Raw genomic sequence first — 26713 nt, 5'->3', positions numbered from 1 at the left:
GAGGTATTGCAGCAGCGCCTTCTCAGGCGCACGATCGAGCCAGGAAGTTTCCCGCCGGACGAGGGAGGCCGAGATGACTACACGGCCGAGCACGTCGGGGCTTTCGCTCACGCTCGCGCGCCCCGCCCAGGGGCGCCTCACCGGCAACGTCGCCGTCCCGGATATGAATCTCTGCCCCAGGGAGGACGCTTGCCGGAAGGACTTCGCAATCAGCTGAAGAAACGCGCGCCTGTCGCTCATTCGAGCACGAGAAATGCCGAACCGAGGCCGACCCCCCGTCCATCGCACACGGGCTGCCACCCTGCGATGAAACCGGTCGTCAGCCTGCGGTCCGGCGCAAGAAGCCACCTCTAGAAATGCCGCGAAAGGGGTCTTCTATGTACTCACAAGGTACCAAGGGAATCAGCCGAATCAAGTCCCGGATCCGGGAACTGGTCGCCTGGGCGGACCGCGAGATCTGCATGGAACCCGACGAGTTCGCCCTGCACAGGGGCTGGACGGTCACCAGGACTGGCTTCGGCGCCCGGTGCTACCGCGACCCACGCTTCGACCAGCTCAAGGTGGGTCCGCGCGTACCAGAGGAGGTGTCCTGACGTGTCGAGGAACCCGCGCAACCAGATCTTCCCGGCCAACGAGGACCTCCCGGCCTCCGGCGGCGGCGGCCTGCTGGTCAGGCTCTGGCGCTCGCGCAGCGAACTGCTGTTCATGGCTGCTCTCGCACTGTTCACCCTGACCCTGCTGGGCGCCACCCAGCAGGGCAGGTGGGTGCCGTTCATCGTGCTGACCGCCGCGGTCTCGGTGCCCGCGGCCACCAGGATGGGGCGCAACTGGCTGGTCGCGCACTTCTGGTGCGTGGTCTCCAGGCACCGGCTGCAGCGGGTGTGCATGGAGACCACCATGCACACCAGGGCCGGCCGGATCCCGCTGGTGCTGTGGATCACGCCGACCCGTACCGGCGAGAAGGCGCTGATGCTGACCAGGGCCGGCATCTGCGCCGAGGAGTTCGAGGCGTACAACGAGGAGATCGCGGCGGCCTGCTGGGCCAGGAGCGCCAAGGTGTACCGGCACCGCAGGTGGGCGCACCTGGTGATCGTGGAGATCGTCCGCCGCGAGGAGACGCCCGGCGCCATCTCCCCCGGACTGGCCAGACTGTACGGCCGCAACGCGTGGATCTCGCTGCGGCCCGACCTCGAGGAGCCGCCTGATCTGCGTGGCCTGGCCCTGCCGCAGGCGAGCTGAAAGAGCCCGGCTGAACACCAGGACGTGCCCCACGCATGGGGCGGGGCACGTCCTGGCGCAAAGCCCCGGAGACCGCGGGGGCTCCGGGGCTTCCCCATGTCGGCAAGGCGGGACAAGATGGATGAGTTCATCTGACGAACCCAGGAGTCGTGATGACGTCGACCGTCCACAGGACCTGTCCCCTCTGCGAAGCCGTCTGCGGCCTGACACTCACGCTCGACCAGGGCGGGCACGTGACCAGCGTGCGCGGCGACAAGGACGATCCGTTCAGCAAGGGGTTCATCTGCCCCAAGGGCGCCAGCCTCGGCCGGCTCGACGAGGACCCTGACCGGCTGAGCAGGCCGCTGATCAGGGACGGCGACCTGTGGCGCGAGGTGAGCTGGGAGGAGGCGTTCGACGCCGTCGCCTGGGGCCTCGGCCAGGTCACCGAGCGGCACGGCCGCCAGGCCGTCGGCGTCTACCTCGGCAACCCGAGCGCGCACAGCATGGCCGGCGCGCTCTACGCCACGCCGCTGATCAAGGCCCTGGGCACCCGCAACGTCTTCACCGCCAGCACCGCCGACCAGATGCCCAAGCACGTGGCCAGCGGCCTGATGTTCGGCCACCCGCTGGCCATCCCGGTCCCCGACCTCGACCGCACCGACCACCTGCTGATGCTGGGCGCGAACCCGCTGGAGTCCAACGGCTCGCTGTGCACCGCGCCCGACTTCCCCGGCAGGCTCAAGGCCCTGCGTGCCCGCGGCGGCCGGCTGGTCGTGGTCGACCCGCGCCGCACCAGGACCGCGGACCTGGCCGACGAGCACGTGTTCGTCCGGCCGGGCACCGACGCGTACCTGCTGTTCGGGCTGGTGCACACGTTGTTCGCCGAGGATCTGGTCGCCGTCACGCACCAGGTCAACGGGCTGGCCGAGGTCCGCGAGGCGGCCAAGCACTTCCCGCCTGAGGCGGTCGCGCGGCGCACCGGGGTGCCCGCCGAGGTGATCGTCCGGCTGGCCAGGGAGCTGGCGGCGGCGCGCACCGCGGCCGTGTACGCCAGGATCGGCACCTGCACCGCCGAGTTCGGCACGCTCGCCCAATGGCTGGTGGACGTGCTGAACGTGCTGACGGGCAACCTCGACCGGCCCGGCGGCGCCATGTTCCCCAAGCCCGCCACCGAGTTCGCGGCCAGGCGCAGGTCGTACACGATGGGCCGGTGGAAGAGCCGGGTCAGGGGCCTGCCCGAGGCCAACGGCGAGCTGCCGGTGGCCACGCTCGCCGACGAGATCGAGACGCCGGGCGAGGGCCAGATCAGGTTCCTGCTCACGATCGCCGGCAACCCGGTGCTGTCGGCGCCGCACGGCTCCAGGCTCGACGAGGCGTTCGCCGGGCTGGACTTCATGGTGAGCGTCGACCCGTACCTGAACGAGACGACCAGGCACGCGCACGTCATCCTGCCGCCGCCGCGCATGTTGCAGTCGGGGCACTTCGACTTCGCGCTGCTCGGGTTCGCGGTCAGGAACTACGCCCGTTACTCGCCGCCGCTGCTACCGCTCGACGGGCAGCAGTCCGAGTCGCAGATCCTGACCAGGCTGGCGTTGATCGCGTCCGGGCTGGACGGCGGCGACCTGGACGAGTTCGTCATCGGCGAGCAGCTGCGCAAGGCGATCGACACGCCGGGATCGGGCGTCGAGGGCCGCGACGCGGCCGAGCTGAGCGCCGCCCTGGACGGCCGCAACGGCGGCGAGCGCAGGCTCGACCTGATGCTGCGGCTCGGCCCCTACGGCGAATGGTCGGGCAAGGGCGACCTGTCGCTGCGCAAGCTGCTGGAGCACCCGCACGGCCTGGACCTCGGCCCGCTGGAGCCGCGGCTGCCCGAGGTGCTCAAGACCGTGTCGGGCGTGATCGAGCTCGCCCCGCCCCAGCTCATCGAGGACGTCGACCGGCTGCGCGGCAGGCTGGACGAGGAGCCGCCGGAGATCGTCCTGATCGGGCGGCGGCACCTGCGCTCGAACAACAGCTGGCTGCACAACGTGGCCCCGCTGGTCGGCGGCAGCAACACCTGCACGCTGCAGATCAACCCGGCCGACGTGGCCAGGCTCGGGCTCGGCGACGAGGCGGTGATCCGCTCGGCCGCGGGCCGGCTCACGGTGCCGCTCGAACCCACCGACACGATCATGCCGGGCGTCGTCAGCCTGCCGCACGGCTGGGGGCACGCCGGCAGCACACAGTCGGTGGCGGCCGGGAATCCCGGCGTCAGTGTCAATACGTTGACCGATGAGACCTCGATCGACGTTCCCTCAGGTAATGCGGTCTTCAACGGCGTTCCGGTCACGATTTTGCCAACCGGGGTGATCACCGCACATTAGGGTGTCGCGCGTGACTATCGCGCCAGAAGAGGACCGCCTGAACGCCCAGATCGCCTTCGCCGTCGAAATCGACAAGTTGAAGCGGATCGTCCGCCGCAACCTCCTCATCGACGGCTCGCGCCGGGAGAACGACGCCGAGCACTCCTGGTACGTGGGCATGCTGGCGATGGTCCTCGGCGAGCACGCGCCACCCGGCACGGACCTGCATCGGGTCGTGGCCATGCTGCTGGTGCACGACCTGGTCGAGATCGACGCCGGCGACACCTTCGTCTACGACCAGGTCGCCGTGGCCGCCCAGGCCGCGGCCGAGCGCACCGCCGCCGACCGGATCTTCGCCCTGCTCCCCAGAGAGCAGGGCGCGCGGATACGGGCGTTGTGGGACGAGTTCGAGGCCAGGGAGACGCCCGAGGCCAGATTCGCCAAGGCGCTCGACCGTTTCGCCCCGATCCTGGCCAATCACCACACGGAAGGCGGCACCTGGCCGCTGTTCAAGGTGAAGGCCGGCCAGGTGCGCGAGAAGGTGCGGATCATCCAGGAAGGCTCGCCCTCGCTGGGCGCGTACGCCCTGGAGCTGGTCGAACTCTCCGTGGCCCGGGGTCACCTGGCCGAGTGATCCCCCAACCGCCGGGGTAGGGGACTTGTCGTGAAAGAGACAGTACGCCCGAGGCGCCGGCAGTTGCGGGGTTTCGTGGGACCGGTGGACCTGGCCGAGCGGCTCGAGAAGTCGAGGGCCATGGACAAACCGATCAGGGTGCTGGCCAAGGCCGTACGCGACCGCATCAAGCCGGGCCTGCTCCGCGACCTGCTGCACGGCGTGCCCACGGGCAAGCCGCTGCACCCGCCGCTGGCCACGGTCAGCCTGGGCTGCTGGCTGTCGGCCGCCCTGCTCGACCTGGCCGACGCCGATCCGCGGGCGTCCAGGCTGCTGCTGGTCACCGGCATCGTCAACGCGCTGCCCACGGCCGCGGCCGGGCTGACTGACTGGTCCTCTCTGCACCGCGAGCAGCAGCGGGTCGGCCTGGTCCACATGGCCGCGAACGTGGCCGCGCTCGGCCTGTTCTCCGCCTCGCTGGTGGCCAGGCTGCGCGGCCGCGAGAGCACCGGGCGCGCGCTGTGCTACGCCGGGGTCGGCCTCGGCGGGCTGGGCGGCTACCTGGGCGGTCACATGGCCTACCGGCAGGCGGCCGGGGCCAACCACGCGCCCGAGGTGACGCATCTGGTGCCGCTGGGCTGGCACGATCTGTGCCCGCTGAAGGACCTGCCCGACGGCCGTCCGGTGGCCCGCAGGCTCGGCTACATCCAGCTGTTCGTGCTGCGCAGGGGCGACGCGGTGACCGTGCTGGCCGACCGCTGCCCGCATCTGGCGGGCCCGCTGCACCAGGGCAGGCTGGTGATGGAGAACGGCGAGGCGTGCGTGGTGTGCCCCTGGCACGGCAGCACGTTCAGGCTCGACGACGGCTCGGTCAAGCACGGGCCGGCCACCGCGCCCGCGCCCAGGTTCGAGACGCGCATCAGGCGTGACGGGACGATCCAGGTGCGGCCGGGGTTGACCTGAACCTTGCTTGAGGTTCTACCGTCGAACCCATGAGCAAGATTCTGGTGACCGGGGCTACCGGCAATGTGGGCAGGCATGTCGTGACCGAGCTGGCCGAGGCCGGCATCGAGGTGCGCGCGCTGGTGCGCGACCCGTCGAAGGCGCGGCTGCCCGAGGGGGTCGAGGTGGTGCGGGGGGATCTGACCCGTCCCGAGACGCTGGAGGCCGCGCTCGACGACGTCGAGAGCGTGTTCCTCGTCTGGCCGGGTTTCGCCGCCGAGACGGCCGAACCCGTGATCAAGGCGATCGCCCAGCACGCGCGGCGGCTGGTGTACCTGTCGGCCAACGGCGCCGACCTGGCCGACGGCGAGGAGCCGACCATCTTCCATCAGGCGGTGGAGCGGCTGATCAGGCAGAGCGGCATCAGCTGGACGATGTTGCGGCCCGGCGGCTTCGCGGCCAACACCCTCATGTGGGCGGATCAGATCAAGCAGGGCGTGGTGCGCTGGCCGTTCGGCGCGGCGTCGCGGCCGCTGATCCACGAGAAGGACATCGCGGCGGTGGCCGTCCACGCGCTCACCAGCGCGGGACAGGCCGGGGCCGTCCACGTGCTCAGCGGGCCCGAGCAGCTCACGCAGGCCGAGCAGGTACGAGTGATCGGCGAGGCGGTCGGCCGCGAGGTGCGCTGGGAGGAACTGCCCGTCGAGGAGGCGCGGCCCCTGCTGCTGGCCGCCTGGGGTGACGAGAAGTTCGTCGACGGGGCGCTGCGGGCCTGGGGCGAGTTCGTGGCCAGCCCGGAGAAGGGCACGGACACGGTGGCGCGGCTGCTCGGCCGGCCCGCGCTGACGTTCCGCCAGTGGGCGCTCGACCACGCGGCGGACTTCCGCTGACCCTTCGTCGCGCGGCGCGGAGGTCAACTGGTGTCGTCCGCGTCGCTCGGTGCGTCAGCCGGTGGCGTCCGTGTCGTCCGGTTCGTCAGCCGGGTGCTCCACGAGGGCGAGGATCCGGCTGGACATGAACCGGGCGGTGCGGACCGCCGTGCCGCTCCGGGTCACCTCGCTGACCTCGACCAGCCCGCGCCGGTTGGCCACCTCGACGCGGCGGCCCGCCCGCGTCGCGCTGATCTCGTAGGTGCGCGGGGAGCCGTTGCCCGCATCGATGACGATCTCCACCCGGTCACCCTTCATGTACAGATTCATACCCTCTTGGGGCGATATTTATCCGTACACCAGTTTGATTATCGCCGCGATTCCCACCACCACGATGACGCCACGCAGCACCGGCGCCGGGATGCGGCGGCCCACCTTCGCGCCGATGAACCCGCCCGCCATCGCGCCCAGCGCCACCGCCAGCACCGCCCACCAGTCGACCTCGGCGATCGCGATGAACAGCACGGCCGCCACGCCGTTGACGATCAGGGACAACACGTTCTTGGCCGCGTTCACGCGTTGCAGGCCGTCGTCCAGGAAGCTGCCGAGCAGGCCGATCAGCAGCACGCCCTGGGCGGCGCCGAAGTAGCCGCCGTAGATGCCCGCCGCCAGCACGCCCAGCCACAGTCCCAGGCCGCCGTGCGGGTGCGCGTGCTCGCGCCTGGCCGCCAGCCAGCCGTTCAGCTTGGGCTGGACGACCACCAGCACGCAGGCCAGCCCGATGAGGATCGGCACGACCACCTGGAAGACGTCCGGGTCCAGGTACAGCAGCAGCACGCCGCCGACGAGCGAGCCGAGCGCCGAGGCCATGCCCAGGCGGATCAGGCGGTCACGCTGGCCCTTGAGCTCGGCGCGGTAGCCGTACGCGCCGGTGAACGAGCCCGGCACCAGGCCGATGCTGTTCGAGACGTTGGCCACCACCGGGTCGATCCCCACGGCCACCAGCGAGGGAAAGGTGATCAGCGAGCCGGACCCGACGACCGCGTTGATACCTCCAGCCGCCACTCCGGCCGCGCAGACACCGACCAACTCCCACCCGGTCACCGAGCACTCCTCCCGCGGAACCCATTTCCCGGGCAGCCTAGACGGGTGTACTCAATGGTCAGCCAGCCGGGGGCTTGGGTGGCGGGAACAGACCGCCCAGACTTTCGATGATCTTGCTCAGTTCCGAGGGCACGATCCACACCTTGTTCGCGTCGCCCTTGGCGATCTCGGGCAGGGTCTGCAGGTACTGGTAGGCCAGCAGGTGCTGGTCCGGCTTGCCCTCGTGGATGGCCTTGAACACCATGCCGATGGCGTCCGCCTGGCCCTTGGCGCGCATGGCCTGCGCCTCGGCCTCGGCCTGGGCCCGCAGCACGGCGGCCTCCGCCTCGCCCCTGGCCCGCAGCACCGACGCCTGCTTCTCGCCCTCCGCCGCCAGGATGGCCGCCTGCCGCTGGCCCTCGGCGGTGAGCACCGCGGCCCGCTTGTCGCGGTCGGCGCGCATCTGCTTCTCCATCGAGTCCTGGATGGAGGCCGGCGGGTCGATGGCCTTGAGCTCGACCCGGTTGACCCGGATGCCCCACTTGCCGGTGGCCTCGTCCAGCACGCCGCGCAGCGCGGTGTTGATGTCCTCGCGCGAGGTGAGCGTGCGTTCCAGGTCCATGCCGCCCACCACGTTGCGCAGCGTGGTGACGGTCAACTGCTCGACGCCGACCAGGAAGTTCGCGATCTCGTACGTGGCCGCCTTGGGGTTGGTGACCTGGAAGTAGATGACCGTGTCGATGGACACGACCAGGTTGTCGGAGGTGATCACCGGCTGCGGCGGGAACGAGACCACCTGCTCACGCAGGTCGATCATGTCCTTGATGCGGTCGATGAACGGCACCACCAGGTTCAGCCCCGGCGTCAGCGTGCGGTGGTAACGGCCGAGACGTTCGATGATCGCAGCCGTGGCCTGGGGGATGATGCGGATCGTGCGTGCCAGTCCGAAGCCCACCACCGCGACCACGACGAGGACGAGGATGAGCTGTTCCGTGGACATGCCGACGCTCCGAAGCCGAGGGGACCGACTTCGCCGATGATATTTCGTTTCTGCTTTTAGCGGCCGATATCGACCAAATCGCGATCTAGCGTGATTCAGTGGGCGCGGGCGTACCAGCGGCCCTCGGCGCTGCGCTCCAGCGTCAGCGGCACGCCGAACGTCCGCGACAGGTTGTCGGCCGTCATGACGTGTTCCAGCGGCCCCTGCGCCACCACCGAACCGTGCCGCAGCAGCAGGCCGTGGGTGAAACCGGTCGGCACCTCCTCGACGTGGTGCGTCACCAGCACCATCGTCGGCGCGCGATAGTCACCGGCCAGGATCGACATGCGCCGCACCAGGTCCTCCCTGCCGCCCAGGTCGAGGCCGGCGGCCGGCTCGTCGAGCAGGAGCATCTCCGGGTCGGGCATGAGCGCGCGGGCGATCTGCACGCGCTTGCGCTCGCCTTCCGACAGCGTGCCGAACCTGCGCCTGATCAGGTGCGCCGCGCCCATCATGTCGATCAGCTCGACCGCCCTGGTGACGTCGTTGGAGTCGTACTCCTCCGTCCAGCGGCCCATGATGGCGTACGAGGCGGTCAGCACCAGGTCGATGACCTTCTCCTCCGGCGGGATGCGCTCGGCCAGCGCGGCGCTCGCCAGCCCGATGCGCGGGCGCAGGTCGAACACGTCGGCCTGCCCCAGCCGTTCGCCCAGCACTTCCACCAGGCCCTCGCTCGGGTACAACAAAGTGGCCGCGACCTGCAACAACGTGGTCTTGCCCGCGCCGTTGGGACCGATGACGACCCACCGCTCGTCCTCGTTCACCGTCCAGTCGATGCCGCGTAGCAGAGCCGCCCCGTCGCGCCTGACGGCGACGTCCTGGAGCCGCAGCACCTGACCACCCATCCCCGTTCCCCTTCCGAGAGCATCGCTGGGAACAAACCTATTGCAGCGCGAGCGCTTATCGTGGATCGGTGCGCCCTGAATCGCCTGTCTGTCCCCCGCTGGTCGCCTGGGGCAACGCCTGGCTGGCCGGTCATGTCGGTCTCGACGAGGCCGCCGACCGCGTCGAGGCCGTCGGCGGGCCCGTCGTGGCCGGCGAGCTGCCCTTGCGGAGATATCTGGCCGAGCTGCGCGCCGACGGCCTGCGTGAGCTGAGACTTGCCCTGCCCGCGCCCGGCGACCCGCTCGGGCTGTCCGGGCCGCCGCCGTTCAACTCGGCCGCGGTCGACGCCGGTCAGGCCGTGATCGCCGTCCTGCCCGACCGTTGTCTCGGGCTGGTGCCCGGGCTCGACCTGCGCGGCTCCTCCTACGTCGGAATACGCCTGTCCGTGCAGGAATGCGGCCCGGTACGCCACGACCTGCCCTCGCTGGCCGAGGCCGAACGGGAGCTGACGATGGCGATGCGGGCCGCGACCGAGGCGCTGACCTCGGTCGACGGGCCGTCGCAAGAGCGTCCGGAGCGGCTCGGACGGCTCGGCGGCGAGCTCGCGCCCGGCTACCCGGCCCGCGCGCACCGGGTGTCGACCCTGGCCACCCGGCTGTCGGCGGTGCTGGAGCTGGCCGACGAGCGCGGGCTGACCACCGGGCAGATCGCGGTGCGCGGCTCGGCGCTGCGCGAGCTGGACCGCGCGGTGCGCCGGGCGCTCGTGGCCGCACACCACGCGATCTTCGAGCCGCTCAGGAACCAGTGACCGCTCACGAGCCGGTCGTGGCCGGGTCCTCCACCTTCCACATCTTGATCACCTTGTCCTTGCCCGCGGAGACGACCGAGGGCTTGCCGTCCACCGTGACGGCGGCCACCGCGTAGACGCCGCCCTTGTGCGCCTTGACCGGCTTGCCGAGCGCCTTGTGGGTCTCCGGGTCCCAGAGCTTGATCGTCCCGTCGGTGCTGCCGGACAGCAGGACGGACTTGTCGCCCACCGTCCAGAAGGCCAGCGAGTAGATGATCTTCTTGTGGCCGGATTCGTAGGACTCGATCGTCTTGCCGGTCTTCGGGTCCCAGATCCGGATCTTCCGGTCCTTGCCGCCGGACGCGACGACCGTCCGGTCGCCGAACTTGCCGATCGCGACCGCGTAGACGCCCAGCGAATGCCCCTTGTACGTCTTGCCGTACTGCTTGCGCTTGGCCAGGTCCCACAGCCGCAGCGTCTCGTCCTCGCTGGCCGAGATGACCGTCGTGCGGTCGCCCACCTTGGCGACGCTGAGCCAGTTCACCGACTTGCGGTGCGCCCTGATGCTCTTGCCGGTGGCCTTGCGCTTGTCCAGGTCCCAGAACTTCAGCCAGCCGTCGGCGTCACCGGTGATCGCGATCCACTTGCCGCCGGCCTTGGTCACCGCGGCCGAGTACACGGCGTCGCCGTGCCTGCCGAGCACCTTGTGCTTGCCCGTCTTGAGGTTCCACAGGCGGACGCTGCCGTCGTAGCCGCCTGACACGGCCATCGGGGTCTTGCCGACCATCGCGCCGGCGACGGCGTAGACCTCCTCGCTGTGGCCCTTCAGCGTGCGCAGCGACTTGTGCCGGTCCAGGTCCCAGACCCGCAGCCGGCCGTCCTGGCCGCCCGAGACCAGCCAGGTCTTGTCGTCGCCCACGGACAACGCCGAGAACGTCTGCACGCCGCTGCTGTGGCCCTTGAGCGACTTGCCGTCCTGTTTGCCCAGGACCGGGATCGTCGTCTGCGGGGGCGTCGTGGGCGGGGTCGTCGCGGTGGTGGTGGGCGTGGGCGTGCCCGCGGTCGGGCTCGCGCTGCCCGACGGCCCCGTGGTGGCGCTGCCCGACGGGCCGGCGGTCGTGCCGGCCGAGTTCGTCGGGCCCGCCTGGGCGGTGGGGACCGGGTCGCCGGCGAACAGCTTGGGCCCGAGCACCAGCACGCCGCCGGCCAGCGCCAGCGCCACCGCCAGCGCGCTGGCCACCAGGGCGGCACGCCGGCGCCTGCCCTTGTCCTCCGTGGTCCGCTCCTCCGGCGGGACGTGGCGGAAGAAGGCGTCGTTGTCGTCCGGGCCGCGCGGGTCGTCCTGGCCGGGCTTGCCCGACTTGGGCGGCTTGGGCGGCTTGGGGACGAACCTGCCGACCGAGGCCGGCCCCTGAGCGTGCGGCGTCACCGGCTGCTGCCCCTGCGGCGGCAACTGTCCCTGTGGCGGCAGCCCCTGCGGCGGTTGCTGCCCGCCCGGCCAGCCGCCGGAAACCGGCCCCTGACCAGGAACGGGTCCCTGGCCGGGCGCCCACGGCGCGGCGGGAGGCGCGGCCTGCCCCTGGGGTCCCATGGGGTACGGCGGCGGCATGGGCGGCCCGCTCCGCGGCGGCACCGGCCCGGACGGCGACACGAATCCGGACGGCGGCACGGGCGCAGACGGAGGCGCGGCGGCCGGTGGGGGCGTGAACCCGGGCGGCCTGGGGATCAGGCCCGACGGATTCGCCCACGCACCCGACGCGCCCGTCCCCGACGTACCGGACCCCGGCGTACCGGACCCCGCAGTGCTGGACCCCGGCATACCGGACCCCGACGCGTTGGGCCCCGACGCACCCGGTCCTGCCTGACCCGCCCCGGGATGCGGCGGCCCGTACGGCGTTCCCTGGGCGAGCTCGGCCGCCACCTGCGAGCCGGTGGTCAGCGCCAGCTCGTCGGCGATCTCCGGCGCCTCGCCCTGGTTCTCCAGCAGCGCGAACAGCGTCTCGGCCGCCGACGGCCGCTCGTCGGCCCGCTTGCTCAGGCAGGCGTGCACGATCGGCCGCAGGTTGTCGGGCAGCGCCGACAGGTCGGCCTCGTCGTGCATCACCCGGTAGATGACGGCGGGCAGGCTGTCCTGGCCGAACGCGGGACGCCCGGTCGCCGCGTACACCATGGTCAGCGCCCAGCTGAACATGTCGCTCGCGGGCCCGACCCGCTCTCCGGCGATCTGCTCGGGCGACATGTACGCGGGCGTGCCCACCACCCCGCTGCTGATCGTCATCGCCGAGTCCAGTGCCCTGGCGATGCCGAAGTCGATCACTCGCGGGCCGTCGTGGCCGAGCATGACGTTGCTCGGCTTAAAGTCCCTGTGCACGATCCCGGCCCGATGGATGGCGGCCAGCGCGGTGACCGTGCCGACCGCGAGCCGGTAGAGGCCCCCGCCCACCCGCGGGCCCTCGGTCTGCACCACGTGCTGCAACGAGACGCCGTCGACCAGCTCGCTGACGATGTACGGGGTCTCGCCGTCCATGTTCGCGTCGAGCACCTGGGCCGTGCAGAACTGGGCCACCGCCCGCGCGGCGGCGACCTCGCGCAGGAACCGCTCGCCGTCGACGCCCGCGCCGTCGATCCTGGTGCTCAGCAGCTTGATCGCGACGAGCCGCCCGTCGGGCGCCTCGCCCTTGAAGACGATCCCCTGCGCCCCCTTGCCCAGGCGGCCGAGCAACCGATAGTTGCCGAGTGACCGCGGATCACCCTGCTGTAAGGGGTGCGTGTCCGGCACCTCGTCCTCCCCCTCAACGCTAGACCCCCGTAGCAAGCGTGGTCGGCTCGCGCCGACCGGCGCAAGCCACCCCAGGTCACGAAAGATCAACGCTCTTTTGCGAAATATTTGCCCTACGCAATAATCGTGGAGATGATCGGGGATTTCCAGCACGGGGAGCCGTCACATGCGTAGAAGCTTCACCTCGCTCTTAACGAGCGCTCTCATCGCCACGCCGCTGGTGGCCGCCACACAGAGTGGTGCGGCCGCCGCCGCGCCGCTCGCCGCGGCGCCGGTTGCGCAGGCCAAGGCCGTGGCCGCCAAGGATCCGTACTCGCGCTTCAAGATCAGCGTGAAGCACACCAAGGCCACCAAGCGCGGCGGAAAGATCACGTATTACCTCAAGGCCAAAAACCTCGGCCCGCACTACGCCGACTACTACTGGATCGGCGGCCAGGTGCCCACCGGCGTGGTGTCCAAGCTGCGCTGGGGCGGCCCCAAGGGCACCAAGTGCACCTGGGAAGGCCGGATGTTCTGGTGCTGGGGACAGTACGCCCTGGAGAAGGGCGACACCGACTGGCTCAACTTCCAGGTGACGCTCAAGCCCGGCACCAAGGGCGTGGCCACGGCCAAGCTCGGCATCATCTCCTACGACGTCGACCAGGGCATGGAGAACATCGACAAGGAGGAGCTGGAGCGCCTGGGCATCAAGGGCTACTCCTGGCTCAAGACGGTGAAGACGAAGATCGTCACGCCGCCGCGCAAGCCCACCAGCACCTGGACCCCGCCGCCGCCGGTCCAGAACTTCAACCCGCCGTCCAGCCACGAGGAATCGAACAAGAAGAAGGACACCTGATCCTTCAGCCCAGGCCGTGTTTCACAGCGTAGAGCGCGGCCTGGGTCCGGTCCTGCACGCCGAGTTTCATCAGCACGTTCGACACGTGGGTCTTGACCGTCTTCTCCGCGACGGCCAGGCTCCTGGCGATCTCCCTGTTGGACCGGCCGGCCGCGATCAGCGCGAGCACTTCGCGTTCGCGCTCGGTCAGCGGGACCGGCGCCGGTGCGGGCGACGAGCCGTTTCCCGAGGCCGGCCCAGAGGTCATCATGGCCTCCGCGGCTTCGGGCGCCAGTAGCACCTGCCCCCCGTGCACGGCACGGACAGCCTGCACCAACGCCGGCGGATCGACGTCCTTGTACAGGAATCCGGCGGCGCCGGCCCGCATCGCCGGGCCCACGTCCGACGGGTCGCTCACCGAGGTCAGCACGACCACGCGGGTGGGCGTCCCGGTCAGGCGGCCGAGCGCGCCCAGCCCGTCGAGCACCGGCATCTTCAGATCCAGCAGCAGCACGTCGGGGGCCAGCTCGCCGACCAGCTCCACCGCCTGCGCGCCGTCGGCGGCCTCGCCGACGACCGTGATGTCGTCCTGCAGGTCGAGGAACGTCCGCAGGCCCTGCCGGACGATCGGATGATCGTCGGCGATCAGCACCCGGATCACACGCCCACCTCCACGCTCACCGTGGTCCCTTCGCCGGGGGCCGAGGCGACGGTCATGACGCCGCCCACCGATTCGGCCCTGTCACTCATCGACACCAGGCCGAGCCCGCGTGACTCCGTCTGCTCGAAGCCGCCGCCGTCGTCGTGGACGGTCAGCACCAGCTTGCCGCCCGCGTAGGCCAGGCGCACCGACACGTTCGCGGCGCCCGAGTGCCTCAGCGCGTTGTGCAGCGCCTCCTGGGCCACTCTCAGCACGGCCACCTCCACCGCGGACTCGACCGGCGGCAGCTCCTCGCCCTCGAACGTGACCCGCGCCTGATGCAGCCGGTCGAGCAGGCGCACGTGCTTGCGCAGCGTCTCGGCCAGCCCGTGGCGGTCGAGCTCGGCCGGGCGCAGCTCCACGATCACCGCGCGCAGCTCGGCCAGGGCCTCGCCGGCCAGGCGCTGGACGCGTTCGAGCTCGACGGCGGCCCGCTCCGGCGCGCTCTCCAGCATGGTCGCGGCGGCCTGCGCGGTGAGCCGGAGCGAGAACAGCTTCTGGGTGACCGCGTCGTGCAGCTCGCGGGCCATCCTGTTGCGTTCCTCCAGCATGGCCAGCTCGCGGCCGCGCTCGTAGAGCCTGGCGTTGGCCAGCGCGATGGCGGCGTGCGCGGCGAACAGCGTGAGCAGGTCCTGGTCCTCCTGGGTGAACCCGCCCGGGGTGCGCTTGTTGGCCAGGAAGATGATGCCGAGCACCTGGTCGCCGTCGCGGATGGGGACGCCGAGGAAGTCCTTCATCACCGGGTGCGCCTTGGGCCACCACTCGAACCTGGGGTCTTCGCGCAGGTCGGGCAGCCTGGCCGGGGCCCCGTCGCGGAGCATCGCGCCGAGCATGCCATGCTGTCTCGGCAGCGGGCCGATGGCGTCCCACTGCTTGTCGGTCAGCCCTTCCGCGACGAACTCGGCGAACGAGCCGTCGTCGTCGGGCACGCCGAGCGCGGCGTATCTGGCGTCGAGCAGGCGCTGCGCCGAGCGGACGATGACCTGGAGCACCTCGCGCACCGACAGGTGGCGGGTGACCGCGAGCACGGCGGAGCTCACCGCCTGCAGGATCTCGTCTCGGTCGGGGGCAGTCACGGGTCCACTCTATGGGCCGGCGATTCGTTGGCCGGGGTCCTAGGTCGATGTGCCCAGGCCGGCCGGACCTTCGGTCCGATGTGCGGCGCGCGTGGCGTTCCTACCGTCGAGACATGACGAACACCGCACTCATCACCGGCGCTTCCCGCGGTCTCGGCCTGGCTCTGGCCAGGTCGCTGGCAGGTGCGGGCTGGAATCTCGTCCTGACCGCCCGCGGCGCGGCCGACCTGGAGCGCGTGGCCGCCGAGCTGGACGCCGTCGCCGTCCCTGGTGACGTGGCCGATCCGGCGCACGTGGCACGGCTCGCCCAGGCGGCGCCCGAGCTGGACCTGCTGGTCAACAACGCGAGCGGGCTCGGCGTGACGCCGCTGCCGCCGCTGGCCGGCTACCCGCTGGAGGCGTTCAGGGTCCTGCTGGAGACGAACGTGACCGCGCCGCTGGCGCTCATCCAGGCCACGCTGCCCGCCCTGCGCGCCCGTTCCGGGGCCGTGATCAACATCACGTCGGACGCCGCCACCGGCGCGTACGAGGGCTGGGGCGGCTACGGCGCGACCAAGGCGGCGCTGGAGCAGTTGTCGAACGTGTTGTCCGTGGAGGAGCCCGGGCTGCGCGTCTGGTGGGCCGATCCGGGCGAGATGAACACCCGCATGCTGGCCGACGCGGTCGGGGCGGCGGAGGCGGCCGGCGCGACCGACCCGGCCAAGGTGGCCGCGGCCCTGCACGACCTGGTCCAGGCCAGGCCGGCCAGCGGCAGAGTGAGCCTCCAATGACCGCGGCGGTGTCGGGCGGCCTGTCGGGCGGCCTGTCGGGGGGACTGTCCGAGAGGCTGGCGGGTGGACTCGAGTTCGTGTTGCCGGCCGCGCTGTCGGCGCACGAGCCGCCCGAGGCCAGGGGCCTGGCCAGGGACGGCGTCAGGATGCTCGTCTCCAGCGGCGACCTGCCGCCCGAGCATCACCGCTTCGCCGACCTGCCCGGGCTGCTGAACCCCGGGGACCTGGTCGTGGTCAACAACTCGGCGACGCTGCCCGCCGCCGTCCGGCTGGATCGGCTCGCGGTGCACTTCTCGACCGCCCGCGAGGACGGCACGTGGCTGGTGGAGCTGCGCCGCCGTACCGCGAAGTCGTCGGAGCCCTACCGGGGTGGCGAGCCCGGCGAGTGGCTGCCGCTGCCGGGACGGGCGACGCTGCGGCTCATCGACCGCGAGACGCCCCGGTTGTGGCGGGCGGCGCTCGACCGGGACGTGGAGGCGTACCTGAACGAGTACGGCGTGCCGATTCGCTACTCCTATGTCGATCAAGATTGGCCGATCTCGGCGTATCAGACGATTTTCGGCACCGTGCCGGGCAGTGCGGAGATGCCCAGCGCGGGCCGGCCGTTCAGCGCCGATCTTGTGACGGCACTGGTCGCCCGCGGCGTGACGATCGCGCCGATCACGTTGCACACCGGCGTGGCCTCACCGGAAAAGGACGAGCCCCCGTACGCCGAACGCTACGACGTCCCGCACTCGACCGCCCGGCTGGTGAACCTGGCCAGGCGGAGCGGCAACCGGGTGATCGCGGCGGGCACGACGGTCGTCCGTGCGCTGGAATCGGCGGTCGGCCGGGACGGGCGCGTGGCCGCCGCCACCGGCTGGACCAGGCACATCGTGACGCCCGAGTCCGGCGTCCGCGCGGTGACCGGGTTGATCACCGGACTGCACGAGCCCAGGTCCAGCCACCTGCTGATGCTGACCGCGATCGCGGGCGAGCACGCCCTGGCCCTGGCCTACGAGGAGGCGTTGCGGGCGGGATATCTGTGGCACGAGTTCGGCGACACGCATTTGGTCCTGGATTAAAGTTCTTTGCAATCATTTTGCCTTCGTGATAGGAAAAGCCGACATTTGCGGGGGCTGGTTCGCTTACGTCCCCGTCCACTTCCTCCCCGGAGACGTTTGAATGCGCAACTCCTTCGCGAAGGCCGCGGCCCTCGCGCTGTTCGCCGGCGCGCTGGCCATCCCGGCCGCCCCCGCCGCCGCCGCGGCCCCGGCCGCCAAGCTCGACGACCCCTTCTCCGTGATGGCGGTCAGCGTCAAGGGCCCCAAGAAGGTGATGGCCGGTGACAAGATCCGGTACAACCTGAAGATCACGAACACCGGCCCGCACACCGCCGACTACTACTGGGTCGGCGGCATCCTGCCCAAGGGCATCAAGAGCAAGGTCTACTACAACGCGCCCAAGGGCACCCAGTGTGAGTACTCCTCCCGCCAGTTCTGGTGCTGGGGCCCCTGGGTTCTGGAGAAGGGCGACAGCGACTGGCTGACGATCCACCTGGCGCTCAACAAGAGCACCAGGGGCACCGCGACGGCCGAGCTCGGCGCCATCGTCTGGGACGTGCCGACCGGCATGGAGAACCTGGACAGGGAAGAGATCGACCGCCTCGGCTTCAAGAAGTGGTTCTTCAGCAAGAAGATCAAGACCAAGATCGTCCGCTAGCCGGACGACCGTCGCAGGAGAACTTCGATGCGCACCCCTCTCTCCAAGACCGCCGTCGGCGCTCTGCTCGCCGCCGCCGCGCTGATCGTCCCGGTGATCCCGGCCGCCGCCGCCACGACCACGACCCCGATCGCTGCCTCCGCCGTCACCGCCGCCGCGGTTCAGGCGGAGGACCCCTACTCCGAATTCGCCGTGAGCGTGAAGGCGCCCAAGGCCGTCAAGGCCGGCCGCAAGATCACTTACAAGATCGACGTCGAGAACCTCGGCCCGCACCAGGCCGACCGCTACTGGCTGGGCGGACGACTGCCGAAGGGCATCAAGTCCACCGTCACGTGGCGGGCCGAAGAGGACACCGAGTGCTTCTTCGACCGCGAGGGCTTCTGGTGCTGGGGGCCGTGGGTTCTGGAGAAGGGTGACACCGACTGGCTGGACATCACGGTCACCCTGAAGCCGGGCACCAAGGGCACGGTCACCGCGACGCTCGGTGCCGACGTCTATGACGTGCCTACCGGCATGGAGAACCTGGACAAGGAAGAGATCGACCGCCTCGGCGGCTTCCAGACGTGGTTCTTCGCCAAGAAGGTCAAGACCAAGATCGTCCGCTGACTCCGGGCTTTCGGACTCCGGGTGAGGGTTGCCGGCCCGGTCGGGCTTACGGACACCATCCGGCCGACAGCCGGGACCGACAGCCCTCACAGACGGCCGAGCCGCCTTTCGGAGTGCGCCCAGACGCACTCCGAGGCGGCCGGTACGGCCGTATGTGTGCACTGCGAGTGGCCGGCCGGAGGGCGGTTGCGGAGCAGGCGTTCACGTCCGAATGCTGAGCCTGCTGCGCGGGCATCGGACCCGGCGCAGTACCGTGGCTCGATGTGGACCAGCGCACCCTCCTGATCACCCTGACCGGCCCCGACCGGCCCGGCGTCACCTCGCGCCTTTTCTCCGTGTTGTCGGGATTCCCGGTGACCGTCTCGGACATCGAACAGGTCGTCATCCGCGGCCGACTCACCCTCGGCGTGCTCGTGACCTACGCCGGCGGACCGTCCACGGGCACGGGCACCACGCTCGGCGCCATGTGGACCGCCGTCGAGCGGGTCGCCGAAGACCTCGGCATGGAGGTCGAGCTCTCCACCGGATCCCAGACCAAGGAACAGCGCCGCCGCGGCCGTCTGTCGGTCAGCGTGCTCGGCGCCACCCTGCAGCCGGCCGCCATCGCGGGGATCGCCGGCCGCATCGCCGCCGCCGGCGCCAACATCGACCGCATCGAGCGCCTCGCCCAGTGGCCCGTCACCTGCATCGAGATGTCGGTCTCCGGCGCCGACCCCGACGCGCTGCGCGTCGAACTGGCCGCCGAGGCCGCCGCCCAGGAAGTGGACGTCGCCGTGCAGCGCACCGGCCTGTCCCGCCGGGCCAAGCGCCTCATCGTCATGGACGTCGACTCGACCCTGATCCAGGGCGAGGTCATCGAACTGCTGGCCGCGCACGCGGGCTGCCTCGACGAAGTGGCCAGGGTGACCGAGCAGGCCATGCGCGGCGAGCTGGACTTCGCCGAGTCCCTGCGCCGCCGGGTGGCGCTGCTCGAAGGGCTGCCCGCCGAGGTGTTCGAGCAGGTGCGTCAGGAGGTCGTGCTCACGCCGGGCGCGCGCACGCTGGTCCGCACGCTCAAGCGCCTCGACTACCGCTTCGCCATCGTCAGCGGCGGCTTCACCCAGATCACCGACGGTCTGGTGGACGAACTGGGCATCGACTACTCGGCGGCGAACGTCCTGGAGGTCATCGACGGCAAGCTGACCGGCAAGGTCGTCGGCGAGATCGTCGACCGGCCGGGCAAGGCCAGGGCGCTGGAGCGCTTCGCCCGCGAGGCCGGCCTGCCGATCAGCCAGACCGTGGCCATCGGCGACGGCGCCAACGACCTCGACATGATCGCGGCGGCCGGGCTGGGCATCGCCTTCAACGCCAAGCCGGTCGTGCGCCAGGCGGCCGACACCGCGGTGAACACGCCCTACCTGGACTCGATCCTGTACCTGCTGGGGATCTCACGCGACGAGGTGGAGGCGGCGGACGCCGAGGACGGCGTGCTCACCATCTGACCACGGCCCGCGCGCCGGGTCAGTGCTCCTTGGGATCCCAGTGGGTCACCAGGCGTCCTTCGCCCGGCCACAGGTCCGCCCAGGCCGACTCCACCTGGATCACCGCGAACGCGCCCGGGCGGAACACGTAGTCGCCCCCGGCCAGGCCGAGCGCCAGCTCGTGCGCACCCGGGTTGTGCCCGCACAGGACCACGGTGTTCAGCTCGGGATCGACCCGGCGGACGACTTCGAGCAGTTCGTCGGGATACGCCTCGTAGATGTCACGCTCATAGCTGACCTCGACGTCGGGGAAGGCCAGCTCGGCCGTCCGCCTGGTGCGTACGGCAGGCGAGCACAGCACCAGCTCCGGACTGAGCCCGGCGGCCCTGATTTCCTCGCCGACCCGCTTGGCGTCGTTCTCGCCGCGCCCGGTCAGCGGCCGCTCCGGGTCGGCCAGCCCGGGCACCTGGTCGGCTTTGGCGTGTCTGAGCACGATCAACGTCCGCACTGGTGTCATCCCGAGTTCGTGGCCCAGATGGCCAAGCCGACGATCATAGCCAGGATGGCGAGCATCGCCAGCAGAATCAAGCCCAGCGTCTTGCCGCCAGTGGGCCGCTTGTCTTCCATCCGCCCAGTTTCCCATCCAGCGGCGTCGACCGCCCGACCGGGAGCCGGGGAGCGCAGGACGACCGAAGACGCGAAAGGAGCACGGCCCGCGCCCCACGCGGGCCGTGCTCCTTCACGAACGAGCCCTCTTACCGTCGAGCCCCTTCACTTCACGGTCGAGGCTCTCGGTCACGCCTGACGTGCGCGACCGGGACGTCAGGAGCCGACGGGCTCCTTGTCTCGGTCGCTGTCGTTGTCGTTGTCGTCGTCGCTGTCCGCGCTGGTGTCGCTGCCCCTGTCGCCGCCCGAGCCGCCGTCGATCTCGGCCGGGGTGCCGGTGGGCTCGCTGGTCACCGAACGACGCTTGGAGACGACGATGGCGCCGACCACCACGGCCACCGCGACCAGCGTGATGCCGACCCGCAGCGCCGCGTTGTCCGCGTACAGCACCACGGCCGGCGCCACCAGCAGCGCGACCAGGTTCATCACCTTGATCAGCGGGTTGATGGCCGGGCCCGCGGTGTCCTTGAACGGGTCGCCGACCGTGTCGCCGATGACGGTGGCGGCGTGCGCCTCGGAGCCCTTGCCGCCGTGGTGACCGTCCTCGACCAGCTTCTTGGCGTTGTCCCAGGCGCCGCCGGAGTTGGCCAGGAACACCGCCATCAGCGTGCCGGCCGCGATCGCACCCGCCAGGAACGCGCCCAGCGGCGCGTAACCGAGCGCGAAGCCGACCGCGATCGGGGTCATGACCGCCAGCAGGCCCGGCGTGGCGAGTTCGCGGAGCGAGTCGCGGGTGCAGATGTCCACGACGCGGCCGTACTCGGGCTTCTCGGTGCCGTCCATGATGCCGGGCCTGTTGCGGAACTGGTCGCGTACCTCGAAGACCACCCGCATGGCGGCGCGGCCGACCGCGCTGATCGCCAGGCCGGAGAACAGGAACACGACCGCCGCGCCGACCATGAGGCCGACCAGCACGTTCGGCTGGTCGATGCCGAGACTGAAGGATGCGAACGTGCCCAGAGTGTCCTTGACGGCCTGGCTCGCGAGGTTGAGCTGCTCCTCCACCGAGTTGCGGAACGCGCCGAACAGCGCGGTCGCGGCGAGCACGGCCGTGGCGATCGCGATGCCCTTGGTGATCGCCTTGGTGGTGTTGCCGACCGCGTCGAGACTGGTGAGGACGCGCGCGCCCTCGCCCTCGACATCGCCGGACATCTCGGCGATGCCCTGTGCGTTGTCGGAGACGGGGCCGAAGGTGTCCATCGAGACGATGACGCCGACCGTGGTGAGCAGGCCGGTGCCGGCCAGCGCCACCGCGAACAGGGCGATCGTGACGTTGCCGAACCCGAGCAGGAACGCGCCGTAAACCGCGCCGCCGATGATCAGCGCGGAGTAGACGGCCGACTCCAGGCCGACGCTGATGCCCGCCAGGATGACGGTCGCCGGGCCGGTGGCGGAACTCTCGCCGATCTCGCGCACCGGACGGCGGTTCGTCTCGGTGAAGTAGCCGGTCAGCAGCTGGATCGCGCTGGCCAGCACCAGGCCGATGAGCACCGCGCCGATGGCGATGAGCCGCGGGTCGGAGTCGGACTGCACGGTCGTGCCGGTGAGCCCGCTGAAGCTGCTCGGCAGGTACCAGAACGCGGCGGCGGCGACCAGCACCGCGGAGATCCCGGCGGAGATGAAGAAGCTGCGGTTGATCGCGGCCATGCCGTTGCGGTCGCGGTCGCGCATGCCGGTGACGAAGATGCCGATGATCGCGGTGATCACACCGATCATCGGGACGATCAGCGGGAAGATCAGACCTTCCTCGCCGAAGGCCGCCCGGCCCAGGATGAGGCTGGCGACCAGCATGACCGCGTACGACTCGAACAGGTCGGCCGCCATGCCGGCGCAGTCGCCGACGTTGTCGCCCACGTTGTCGGCGATGGTGGCCGGGTTGCGCGGGTCGTCCTCGGGGATGCCCTGCTCGACCTTGCCGACCAGGTCGGCGCCGACGTCCGCGGCCTTGGTGAAGATGCCGCCGCCGACGCGCATGAACATGGCGAGCAGCGCCGCGCCGAACCCGAATCCTTCGAGTACGTAGGGCGCGTCGCCCTGGTAGGTCAGGACGACCACGGCCGCGCCCAGCAGGCCGAGGCCGACGGTGAACATGCCGGCCACGCCACCGGTGCGGAAGGCGATGCGCATGGCGCGCTTCTCGCCCGATTCGCTGGCCGCCGCGGCGACGCGCACGTTCCCGCGCACCGCCAGCCACATGCCCACGAATCCGGTCAGCGCGGAGAACACCGCTCCGACCACGAAGAAGATCGAGCGTCCGACGCGTACGTCGGTTTCGCCCGGTAGCAGGAGCAGCAGGAGCGGAATCGCGACGACGAAGATCGCCACCGTGCGGAACTGGCGCGTCAGATAGGCGGCTGCGCCCTCTTGTACGGCACGCGCGATGTTCTGCATTCGCTCCGTGCCTTGGCCGGCGGACAGCACTTCGCGCACAAGCCCGCCGGCGACGGCTAGCGCGATGAGTGCGACCGCGGCGACCACGATCACGATGGTGAGATTGTTTCCGCTCAGGGCCAGATTGGACGCTGGCTCCAGTGCCAGCATGTGCCTGATCATCGTTCTCCTCGGCAAGACCGGTCGTCCTGCCCGGGCGGTGCCTGGAACTTCTAGCGCCTGGAACTTCTAACGGCGGGCGGTGCGGCACCATCCGGGTTGTGGGTGCCGCTTCCGGTTGAATCCGCATTCCGCCGGATCACCTTGGCCGGTGCCGGGAGTCTACGCAGGCAGTGGTCGGATATGAAGGCTCTCGAGCGGGCAATTGTGCGCGCGTCTAGTAAACCGCTGACAGCGGCCCCATTTGTGTTCTGACAAGCAGAATTTCCCTGCGTTTACGGTCATGACTGGCTAGGAAAATGGGCTGACCGAAACATAGGATTTTCAACTGGACGACCGGAGCCGAAGCCGGCGTTCGTCGCCGCGCACCCGTGAGCCCTTCGAACCCTTCGCACCACCCGCAACCACCGCGCGCCTCCCGGCCTGCACAGCGGCGGCCTTCACTCCCGCCACCCGCATCCCAGGCCTGCGCAGCCGCAACCTACTCCCCCGTCACGCGCATCCGCCGCGCAGCCGCGGCCCCTCCTGCCACGAGCAACCACCGGCACGGCTGGGACCTCCTCGGTCGCGATGGGCTACCGTCGCGGAGCCCCGGAACGCGCGACAGACGCCAACCGCGCTAAGCACCCTCCAGACCCGAGACCAGCCCGCGGCACCCACACCCTCAAACCACGCACGCCGCCCCTACCGCCTCAAACCACCCACCGTTTCAAGGCCATCTACGCTCCACCACCTCAGGCCACCCAAGCCCTACCGCCTCAGACACCCACGCTGCCCAACTTGGCGCCGCGCTTACCCATCTCGCCGGATCACCCGTCCGTCCTCGACCGATGGCCAAACCGTTCTCAGAGAACCGCCCGTCCGTTCCCGGCCGGGGCCGGCCCGTTCCCGGCGAAAACACCCCCGTCCACACCAGGCGGAAGGCCGGCCCGTTCCCGGAGAACCACCGTCCGCTCCCAACAGATGGGCAGCCCGCTCGCGGCGAATCACGCGTCCACTCCATGCGGATCGCCTGGTCGCGCGTTTCTGGCAGGCCGTCGTGACGAAACCCTCGCCCATCTCGCCGCCGTACTCGGGGAACACCTGGTCCGCCGCCCTGCACTGCAACGCCTGTCAGCCCCTCGTGGCAAGCCTCATCCGTCCGCCTGCGCGAAGCTACCGTCCGTCCCTCAATGCCCGGACTCGTTCGCCCTCCGACCACATGCCGTTCACGACCGCGCGCCCGCAGACCCGCCGCAGTACTCGCGACCAAGCCAGCCACAGAACCGGCGCGGCTCGCACGACGACAGCCCAGCTCGCCACCTCCGAGGCAAGCGACCATCACCCACGCCCGCACCAACCCCAGAACGGCACCACCCGCACGGCCACAGATCAGATCACCCTCTGCGAGCCGAGCGGCATCACCCACTCCCACGCCCGCTCCGACTCCCGATCAGTGCCGCCGCGCAGTACCGCCACAGGCCCCAGCGCAGCGTCGCTCCACGCCGCGCACCGACCGCACCCTCGCCTCGCCGCAGCACCGCCCCCGAGCATCACTAACGCCCAAGAGCAGGAGCAGGACCCTCGCAGGACCGCCCCTGAACGACGGCACCAAGCAAGAGACCCCACCAAGCAGCGAACACGCCGAAGGGAAGGGTCGGGAACCCCCAAGACCCCAGGCACGCGGCAGCCCGACACGCCGTCCCGCCAACCAACATGCTGGAACGGTCCCGGGCCGGCCCTAGGGAAGGCCAGCCCGGCCGCCGGTGAACGATGAGCTAGGGGAGCCCGTTGGCGGGCCAGCTCATCCGGATGTTGGTGCCCTTGGGGCTGGGGAAGACCTCGACATCATCGGCCAGCCCGGAGATGACGGCGATGCCGAAGCCTGACATGAACGAGTCAGAGAGCATCCCCAGATCGAGGGGCTGCTCCTGCTTGATCTCATCACTGGGGGCCTGATCGCTGACCGTGACCTCGAACCGCCCCGAATCGTCACGAAGCTCGATGCGGATGGGCTCGCCCGGACAATGGGCGCGGTGCGCCTCCACTGCCCGGGAGCAGGCCTCACCCACGGCGAGCCGGACCTCGTCCAGCAGCGACTCCTCCACGCCGGTGCGGCGAGCGATCGCCGTGGCCACCAGCCGGGCGGTCCGCACATGCGCGGGGAGAGCGCTGAACGTCAGCTCGACGGTAGCCATGCTACTTGTCTTTGCCGTGAGCTTCCTTGGCTTCGTCGACCGAAGCGTAGATCCCGAAGACCTTGGTCAGACCGGTGATCCGGAAGATCTTGAGGATGCGCTCCTGGGTGCACACGAGCTCGAGGGAGCCGTCGTGCGCGCGAACCCGCTTGAGCCCACCGACCAGGACACCCAGGCCGGTGGAGTCGAGGAAGTCGACCTTCTCCATGTTCACCAGCAGATGGAAGTTGCCCTTGTTCACCAGGTCGATGAGGAGCTCACGCAATCTCGGCGCCGTGTAGACGTCGATCTCACCCTCTACCTCCACGATGGTGAGCCCGTCCTCGGTGCGGTGATCCAACTTCAGATCCACAGATCCTCCAGCGCCTCGCCTGCGAAAGTACTCTTTCGGGCCTGGCAGTCTGGAGCTTGGCCCCAGACCGTCTGACCCTGACGCGCGGCATTCAACCACGCGCCTGGCTTACGTCTATACGAAATCACGATTCCCGACGACTTTGCCCATGGATGCAAGACTGGAAACAGTGACTTCCTCCGCTTCCTCCCCACGCCAGGCAGGCTCACTCCTCAGCCACCTGCTTGGTGTTCCCGCACGTCATGAGCGCGTCACTCATGTGGAGCATGTTCCAGCACGTCAGGCGGGTCAAGTCAGCTGGCCGGATTGGGCACCCGAACTCCTCGTTACGCGCTTGGCGAACCGTGGGGTGACAGGACTCTGGCCTCACCAGTACGAAGCCGCCGACCTGGCTTTCCGTGGCCGAAACGTGATCATTTCCACTGGCACCGCCTCGGGGAAGTCGCTGGCGTACCTCACTCCCGCCGTCACGCACTGCCTCGGCGGCGGCACCGTCCTGTACCTGACGCCCACCAAGGCACTGGCCGCCGACCAGCTGCGCGGCCTGCGCGAGCTGCGCATCACCCAGCTGCGCGCGGCGTGCTTCGACGGCGACACGCCGTTCGAGGAACGCACGTGGGTCAGGCAGCACGCGAACTACGTCCTGACCAATCCCGACATGCTGCACCGCAGCCTCCTGCCCAGGCACGCGCAGTGGTCGTCGTTCTTCCGCCGGCTGCGCCTGGTCGTCGTGGACGAGTGTCACGGCTACCGGGGCGTCTTCGGCTCGCACGTCGCCCAGATCCTGCGCCGACTGCGCCGCGTCTGCGCCAGACACGGCTCGAACCCCACTTTCCTGCTCGCCTCCGCCACCGCGAGCGAGCCCGGCGCGTTCGCCATGCGTCTGACGGGGCTTGAGATGCACGAGGTGACCACAGATGCCTCGCCCAAGGGTTCGACCACCATCGCGCTCTGGGAGCCGCCCCTGACGGATCTCCGGGGCGAGGGCGGGGCTCCCGTCCGCCGCACCGCGACCGCGGAAGCCGCCGACCTGCTGGCGGATCTGGTGCTCGCCGACGTCCGCACGCTGGCCTTCGTACGCAGCCGGCGCGGCGCGGAGACGGTCGCGCTCACGGCCCGCGCCAAACTGGCCGACCTCGCCTTCTCCACTCCCCTGTCGAACATCCCTTTCCAGCCCCCGCTCCCCGACTCGCCCCTTTCGCCCGACCTGCCTTCCTCCGACGAACCCTCGTCCCCCGCAAAGAACCAGACCTCCCCAGACGGAACCAGCACGCCAGACGGGGCCAGCGCGCCAGAAGAACCCACAACCTCACCCGACCCCGCCCCGTCCCCCTCCACGGG

25 protein-coding genes are annotated in these 26713 nt (G+C 70.2%); 14 read left to right on the top strand and 11 right to left on the bottom strand.

From position 1 onward, the window contains the following. Positions 1–377: 377 nt before the first annotated feature. The 6 genes from HII36_RS05910 to HII36_RS05885 all read left to right on the top strand — a co-directional run bounded on the left by HII36_RS05910 (position 378) and on the right by HII36_RS05885 (position 6008). Positions 378–593, top strand: a complete 216-nt coding sequence (locus tag HII36_RS05910; protein ID WP_173522027.1) for a hypothetical protein — start codon at positions 378–380, stop codon at positions 591–593. Between the two features lies 1 nt (position 594). Next, on the top strand, positions 595–1239 hold the full coding sequence (locus HII36_RS05905) for a hypothetical protein (protein WP_173522026.1): 645 nt from the start codon (positions 595–597) through the stop codon (positions 1237–1239). 152 nt (positions 1240–1391) lie between these two features. Next, positions 1392–3584, top strand: coding sequence for a molybdopterin-dependent oxidoreductase (locus tag HII36_RS05900; RefSeq protein WP_173522025.1), 2193 nt, complete (start codon positions 1392–1394; stop codon positions 3582–3584). 1 nt (position 3585) lies between these two features. Further along, complete coding sequence (locus HII36_RS05895; RefSeq protein WP_173522024.1) at positions 3586–4197, top strand: HD domain-containing protein; 612 nt, start codon at positions 3586–3588, stop codon at positions 4195–4197. A gap of 63 nt (positions 4198–4260) precedes the next feature. After that, entirely contained in the window at positions 4261–5139 is an 879-nt protein-coding gene (locus HII36_RS05890) for a Rieske 2Fe-2S domain-containing protein (RefSeq protein ID WP_217369204.1), read from the top strand. A 29-nt stretch (positions 5140–5168) separates the two neighbouring features. Further along, positions 5169–6008 (top strand): SDR family oxidoreductase, encoded by an 840-nt coding sequence (locus tag HII36_RS05885; RefSeq protein WP_173522023.1) that lies wholly within the window; start codon positions 5169–5171, stop codon positions 6006–6008. Positions 6009–6062: 54 nt separating this feature from the next. On the opposite strand, the gene HII36_RS05880 is transcribed toward HII36_RS05885, so the two are convergent. The 4 genes from HII36_RS05880 to HII36_RS05865 all read right to left on the bottom strand — a co-directional run bounded on the left by HII36_RS05880 (position 6063) and on the right by HII36_RS05865 (position 8954). Then, positions 6063–6305: a hypothetical protein gene (locus tag HII36_RS05880; RefSeq protein ID WP_173522022.1), complete on the bottom strand. Its 243-nt coding sequence runs from the start codon at positions 6303–6305 to the stop codon at positions 6063–6065. Between the two features lie 30 nt (positions 6306–6335). Beyond that, positions 6336–7091: a sulfite exporter TauE/SafE family protein gene (locus HII36_RS05875; protein WP_173522021.1), complete on the bottom strand. Its 756-nt coding sequence runs from the start codon at positions 7089–7091 to the stop codon at positions 6336–6338. A 58-nt stretch (positions 7092–7149) separates the two neighbouring features. Then, positions 7150–8070, bottom strand: coding sequence for an SPFH domain-containing protein (locus tag HII36_RS05870; RefSeq protein WP_173522020.1), 921 nt, complete (start codon positions 8068–8070; stop codon positions 7150–7152). Between the two features lie 95 nt (positions 8071–8165). Beyond that, a complete protein-coding gene (locus HII36_RS05865) occupies positions 8166–8954 on the bottom strand; it encodes an ABC transporter ATP-binding protein (protein ID WP_173522019.1) in 789 nt (262 codons plus the stop codon). 68 nt (positions 8955–9022) lie between these two features. Between HII36_RS05865 and HII36_RS05860 the strand changes: the two genes are divergently transcribed. Continuing rightward, positions 9023–9742, top strand: a complete 720-nt coding sequence (locus HII36_RS05860; RefSeq protein ID WP_328807599.1) for a hypothetical protein — start codon at positions 9023–9025, stop codon at positions 9740–9742. 4 nt (positions 9743–9746) lie between these two features. Here the strand turns inward: HII36_RS05860 and HII36_RS05855 are convergent, their stop codons facing one another. Then, entirely contained in the window at positions 9747–12500 is a 2754-nt protein-coding gene (locus HII36_RS05855; RefSeq protein WP_173522018.1) for a protein kinase domain-containing protein, read from the bottom strand. Between the two features lie 166 nt (positions 12501–12666). On the opposite strand from HII36_RS05855, the gene HII36_RS05850 reads away from it, so the two are divergent. After that, on the top strand, positions 12667–13335 hold the full coding sequence (locus tag HII36_RS05850) for a hypothetical protein (protein ID WP_173522017.1): 669 nt from the start codon (positions 12667–12669) through the stop codon (positions 13333–13335). 4 nt (positions 13336–13339) lie between these two features. Here HII36_RS05850 and HII36_RS05845 read toward each other — a convergent pair whose 3' ends face one another. Both HII36_RS05845 and HII36_RS05840 read right to left on the bottom strand, forming a co-directional pair. Then, on the bottom strand, positions 13340–13975 hold the full coding sequence (locus tag HII36_RS05845) for a response regulator (protein ID WP_173522016.1): 636 nt from the start codon (positions 13973–13975) through the stop codon (positions 13340–13342). Beyond that, positions 13972–15090 (bottom strand): GAF domain-containing sensor histidine kinase, encoded by a 1119-nt coding sequence (locus HII36_RS05840; RefSeq protein ID WP_173522015.1) that lies wholly within the window; start codon positions 15088–15090, stop codon positions 13972–13974. Before HII36_RS05840 ends, HII36_RS05845 begins: the two co-directional genes overlap by 4 nt. Before the next feature lie 113 nt (positions 15091–15203). Between HII36_RS05840 and HII36_RS05835 the strand changes: the two genes are divergently transcribed. From HII36_RS05835 to serB, 5 genes are all read left to right on the top strand, one after another. After that, the gene (locus HII36_RS05835; protein ID WP_173522014.1) at positions 15204–15860 is read left to right on the top strand and encodes an SDR family NAD(P)-dependent oxidoreductase; all 657 of its coding nucleotides are present in this window, start codon (positions 15204–15206) and stop codon (positions 15858–15860) included. Then, on the top strand, positions 15857–16924 hold the full coding sequence (locus tag HII36_RS05830; protein WP_173522013.1) for an S-adenosylmethionine:tRNA ribosyltransferase-isomerase: 1068 nt from the start codon (positions 15857–15859) through the stop codon (positions 16922–16924). Before HII36_RS05835 ends, HII36_RS05830 begins: the two co-directional genes overlap by 4 nt. A 100-nt stretch (positions 16925–17024) precedes the next feature. Continuing rightward, positions 17025–17561, top strand: a complete 537-nt coding sequence (locus tag HII36_RS05825) for a DUF11 domain-containing protein (protein WP_173522012.1) — start codon at positions 17025–17027, stop codon at positions 17559–17561. Positions 17562–17588: 27 nt separating this feature from the next. Next, positions 17589–18167 carry a DUF11 domain-containing protein gene (locus HII36_RS05820; protein WP_173522011.1) on the top strand — a complete coding sequence of 193 codons (579 nt, stop codon included), beginning with the start codon at positions 17589–17591 and terminating at the stop codon, positions 18165–18167. Positions 18168–18430: 263 nt separating this feature from the next. Then, positions 18431–19648, top strand: coding sequence for a phosphoserine phosphatase SerB (serB, locus tag HII36_RS05815; protein ID WP_173522010.1), 1218 nt, complete (start codon positions 18431–18433; stop codon positions 19646–19648). A 19-nt stretch (positions 19649–19667) separates the two neighbouring features. Here the strand turns inward: serB and HII36_RS05810 are convergent, their stop codons facing one another. The 4 genes from HII36_RS05810 to HII36_RS05795 all read right to left on the bottom strand — a co-directional run bounded on the left by HII36_RS05810 (position 19668) and on the right by HII36_RS05795 (position 25372). Then, positions 19668–20144, bottom strand: a complete 477-nt coding sequence (locus tag HII36_RS05810; RefSeq protein WP_217369203.1) for a SixA phosphatase family protein — start codon at positions 20142–20144, stop codon at positions 19668–19670. Positions 20145–20449: 305 nt separating this feature from the next. Beyond that, the gene (locus tag HII36_RS05805) at positions 20450–22834 is read right to left on the bottom strand and encodes a sodium-translocating pyrophosphatase (protein ID WP_173522009.1); all 2385 of its coding nucleotides are present in this window, start codon (positions 22832–22834) and stop codon (positions 20450–20452) included. A gap of 1766 nt (positions 22835–24600) precedes the next feature. Then, positions 24601–25020, bottom strand: a complete 420-nt coding sequence (locus HII36_RS05800) for an ATP-binding protein (RefSeq protein ID WP_173522008.1) — start codon at positions 25018–25020, stop codon at positions 24601–24603. A gap of 1 nt (position 25021) precedes the next feature. Continuing rightward, positions 25022–25372, bottom strand: coding sequence for an STAS domain-containing protein (locus tag HII36_RS05795; RefSeq protein WP_101786510.1), 351 nt, complete (start codon positions 25370–25372; stop codon positions 25022–25024). A gap of 409 nt (positions 25373–25781) precedes the next feature. Between HII36_RS05795 and HII36_RS05790 the strand changes: the two genes are divergently transcribed. Next, positions 25782–26713: DEAD/DEAH box helicase (locus HII36_RS05790; RefSeq protein WP_328807598.1), on the top strand; the 932-nt coding region annotated here is incomplete at its 3' end.

The sequence above is a fragment of the Nonomuraea antri genome, from assembly GCF_013283785.1.
Lineage (GTDB): Bacteria > Actinomycetota > Actinomycetes > Streptosporangiales > Streptosporangiaceae > Nonomuraea > Nonomuraea antri.
This window is presented reverse-complemented; position numbering and strand designations above follow the sequence as displayed.

Coding starts and splice junctions, on each gene's coding strand:
- HII36_RS05820 (WP_173522011.1), top strand. CDS start 17,589: ATGCGCACCCCTCTCTCCAAGACCGCCGTCGGCGCTCTGCTCGCCGCC.
- HII36_RS05825 (WP_173522012.1), top strand. CDS start 17,025: ATGCGCAACTCCTTCGCGAAGGCCGCGGCCCTCGCGCTGTTCGCCGGC.
- HII36_RS05865 (WP_173522019.1), bottom strand. CDS start 8,954: ATGGGTGGTCAGGTGCTGCGGCTCCAGGACGTCGCCGTCAGGCGCGAC.
- HII36_RS05870 (WP_173522020.1), bottom strand. CDS start 8,070: ATGTCCACGGAACAGCTCATCCTCGTCCTCGTCGTGGTCGCGGTGGTG.
- HII36_RS05835 (WP_173522014.1), top strand. CDS start 15,204: ATGACGAACACCGCACTCATCACCGGCGCTTCCCGCGGTCTCGGCCTG.
- HII36_RS05810 (WP_217369203.1), bottom strand. CDS start 20,144: ATGACACCAGTGCGGACGTTGATCGTGCTCAGACACGCCAAAGCCGAC.
- HII36_RS05900 (WP_173522025.1), top strand. CDS start 1,392: ATGACGTCGACCGTCCACAGGACCTGTCCCCTCTGCGAAGCCGTCTGC.
- HII36_RS05910 (WP_173522027.1), top strand. CDS start 378: ATGTACTCACAAGGTACCAAGGGAATCAGCCGAATCAAGTCCCGGATC.
- HII36_RS05850 (WP_173522017.1), top strand. CDS start 12,667: ATGCGTAGAAGCTTCACCTCGCTCTTAACGAGCGCTCTCATCGCCACG.
- HII36_RS05805 (WP_173522009.1), bottom strand. CDS start 22,834: ATGCTGGCACTGGAGCCAGCGTCCAATCTGGCCCTGAGCGGAAACAAT.
- HII36_RS05830 (WP_173522013.1), top strand. CDS start 15,857: ATGACCGCGGCGGTGTCGGGCGGCCTGTCGGGCGGCCTGTCGGGGGGA.
- HII36_RS05880 (WP_173522022.1), bottom strand. CDS start 6,305: ATGAAGGGTGACCGGGTGGAGATCGTCATCGATGCGGGCAACGGCTCC.
- HII36_RS05800 (WP_173522008.1), bottom strand. CDS start 25,020: ATGGCTACCGTCGAGCTGACGTTCAGCGCTCTCCCCGCGCATGTGCGG.
- HII36_RS05885 (WP_173522023.1), top strand. CDS start 5,169: ATGAGCAAGATTCTGGTGACCGGGGCTACCGGCAATGTGGGCAGGCAT.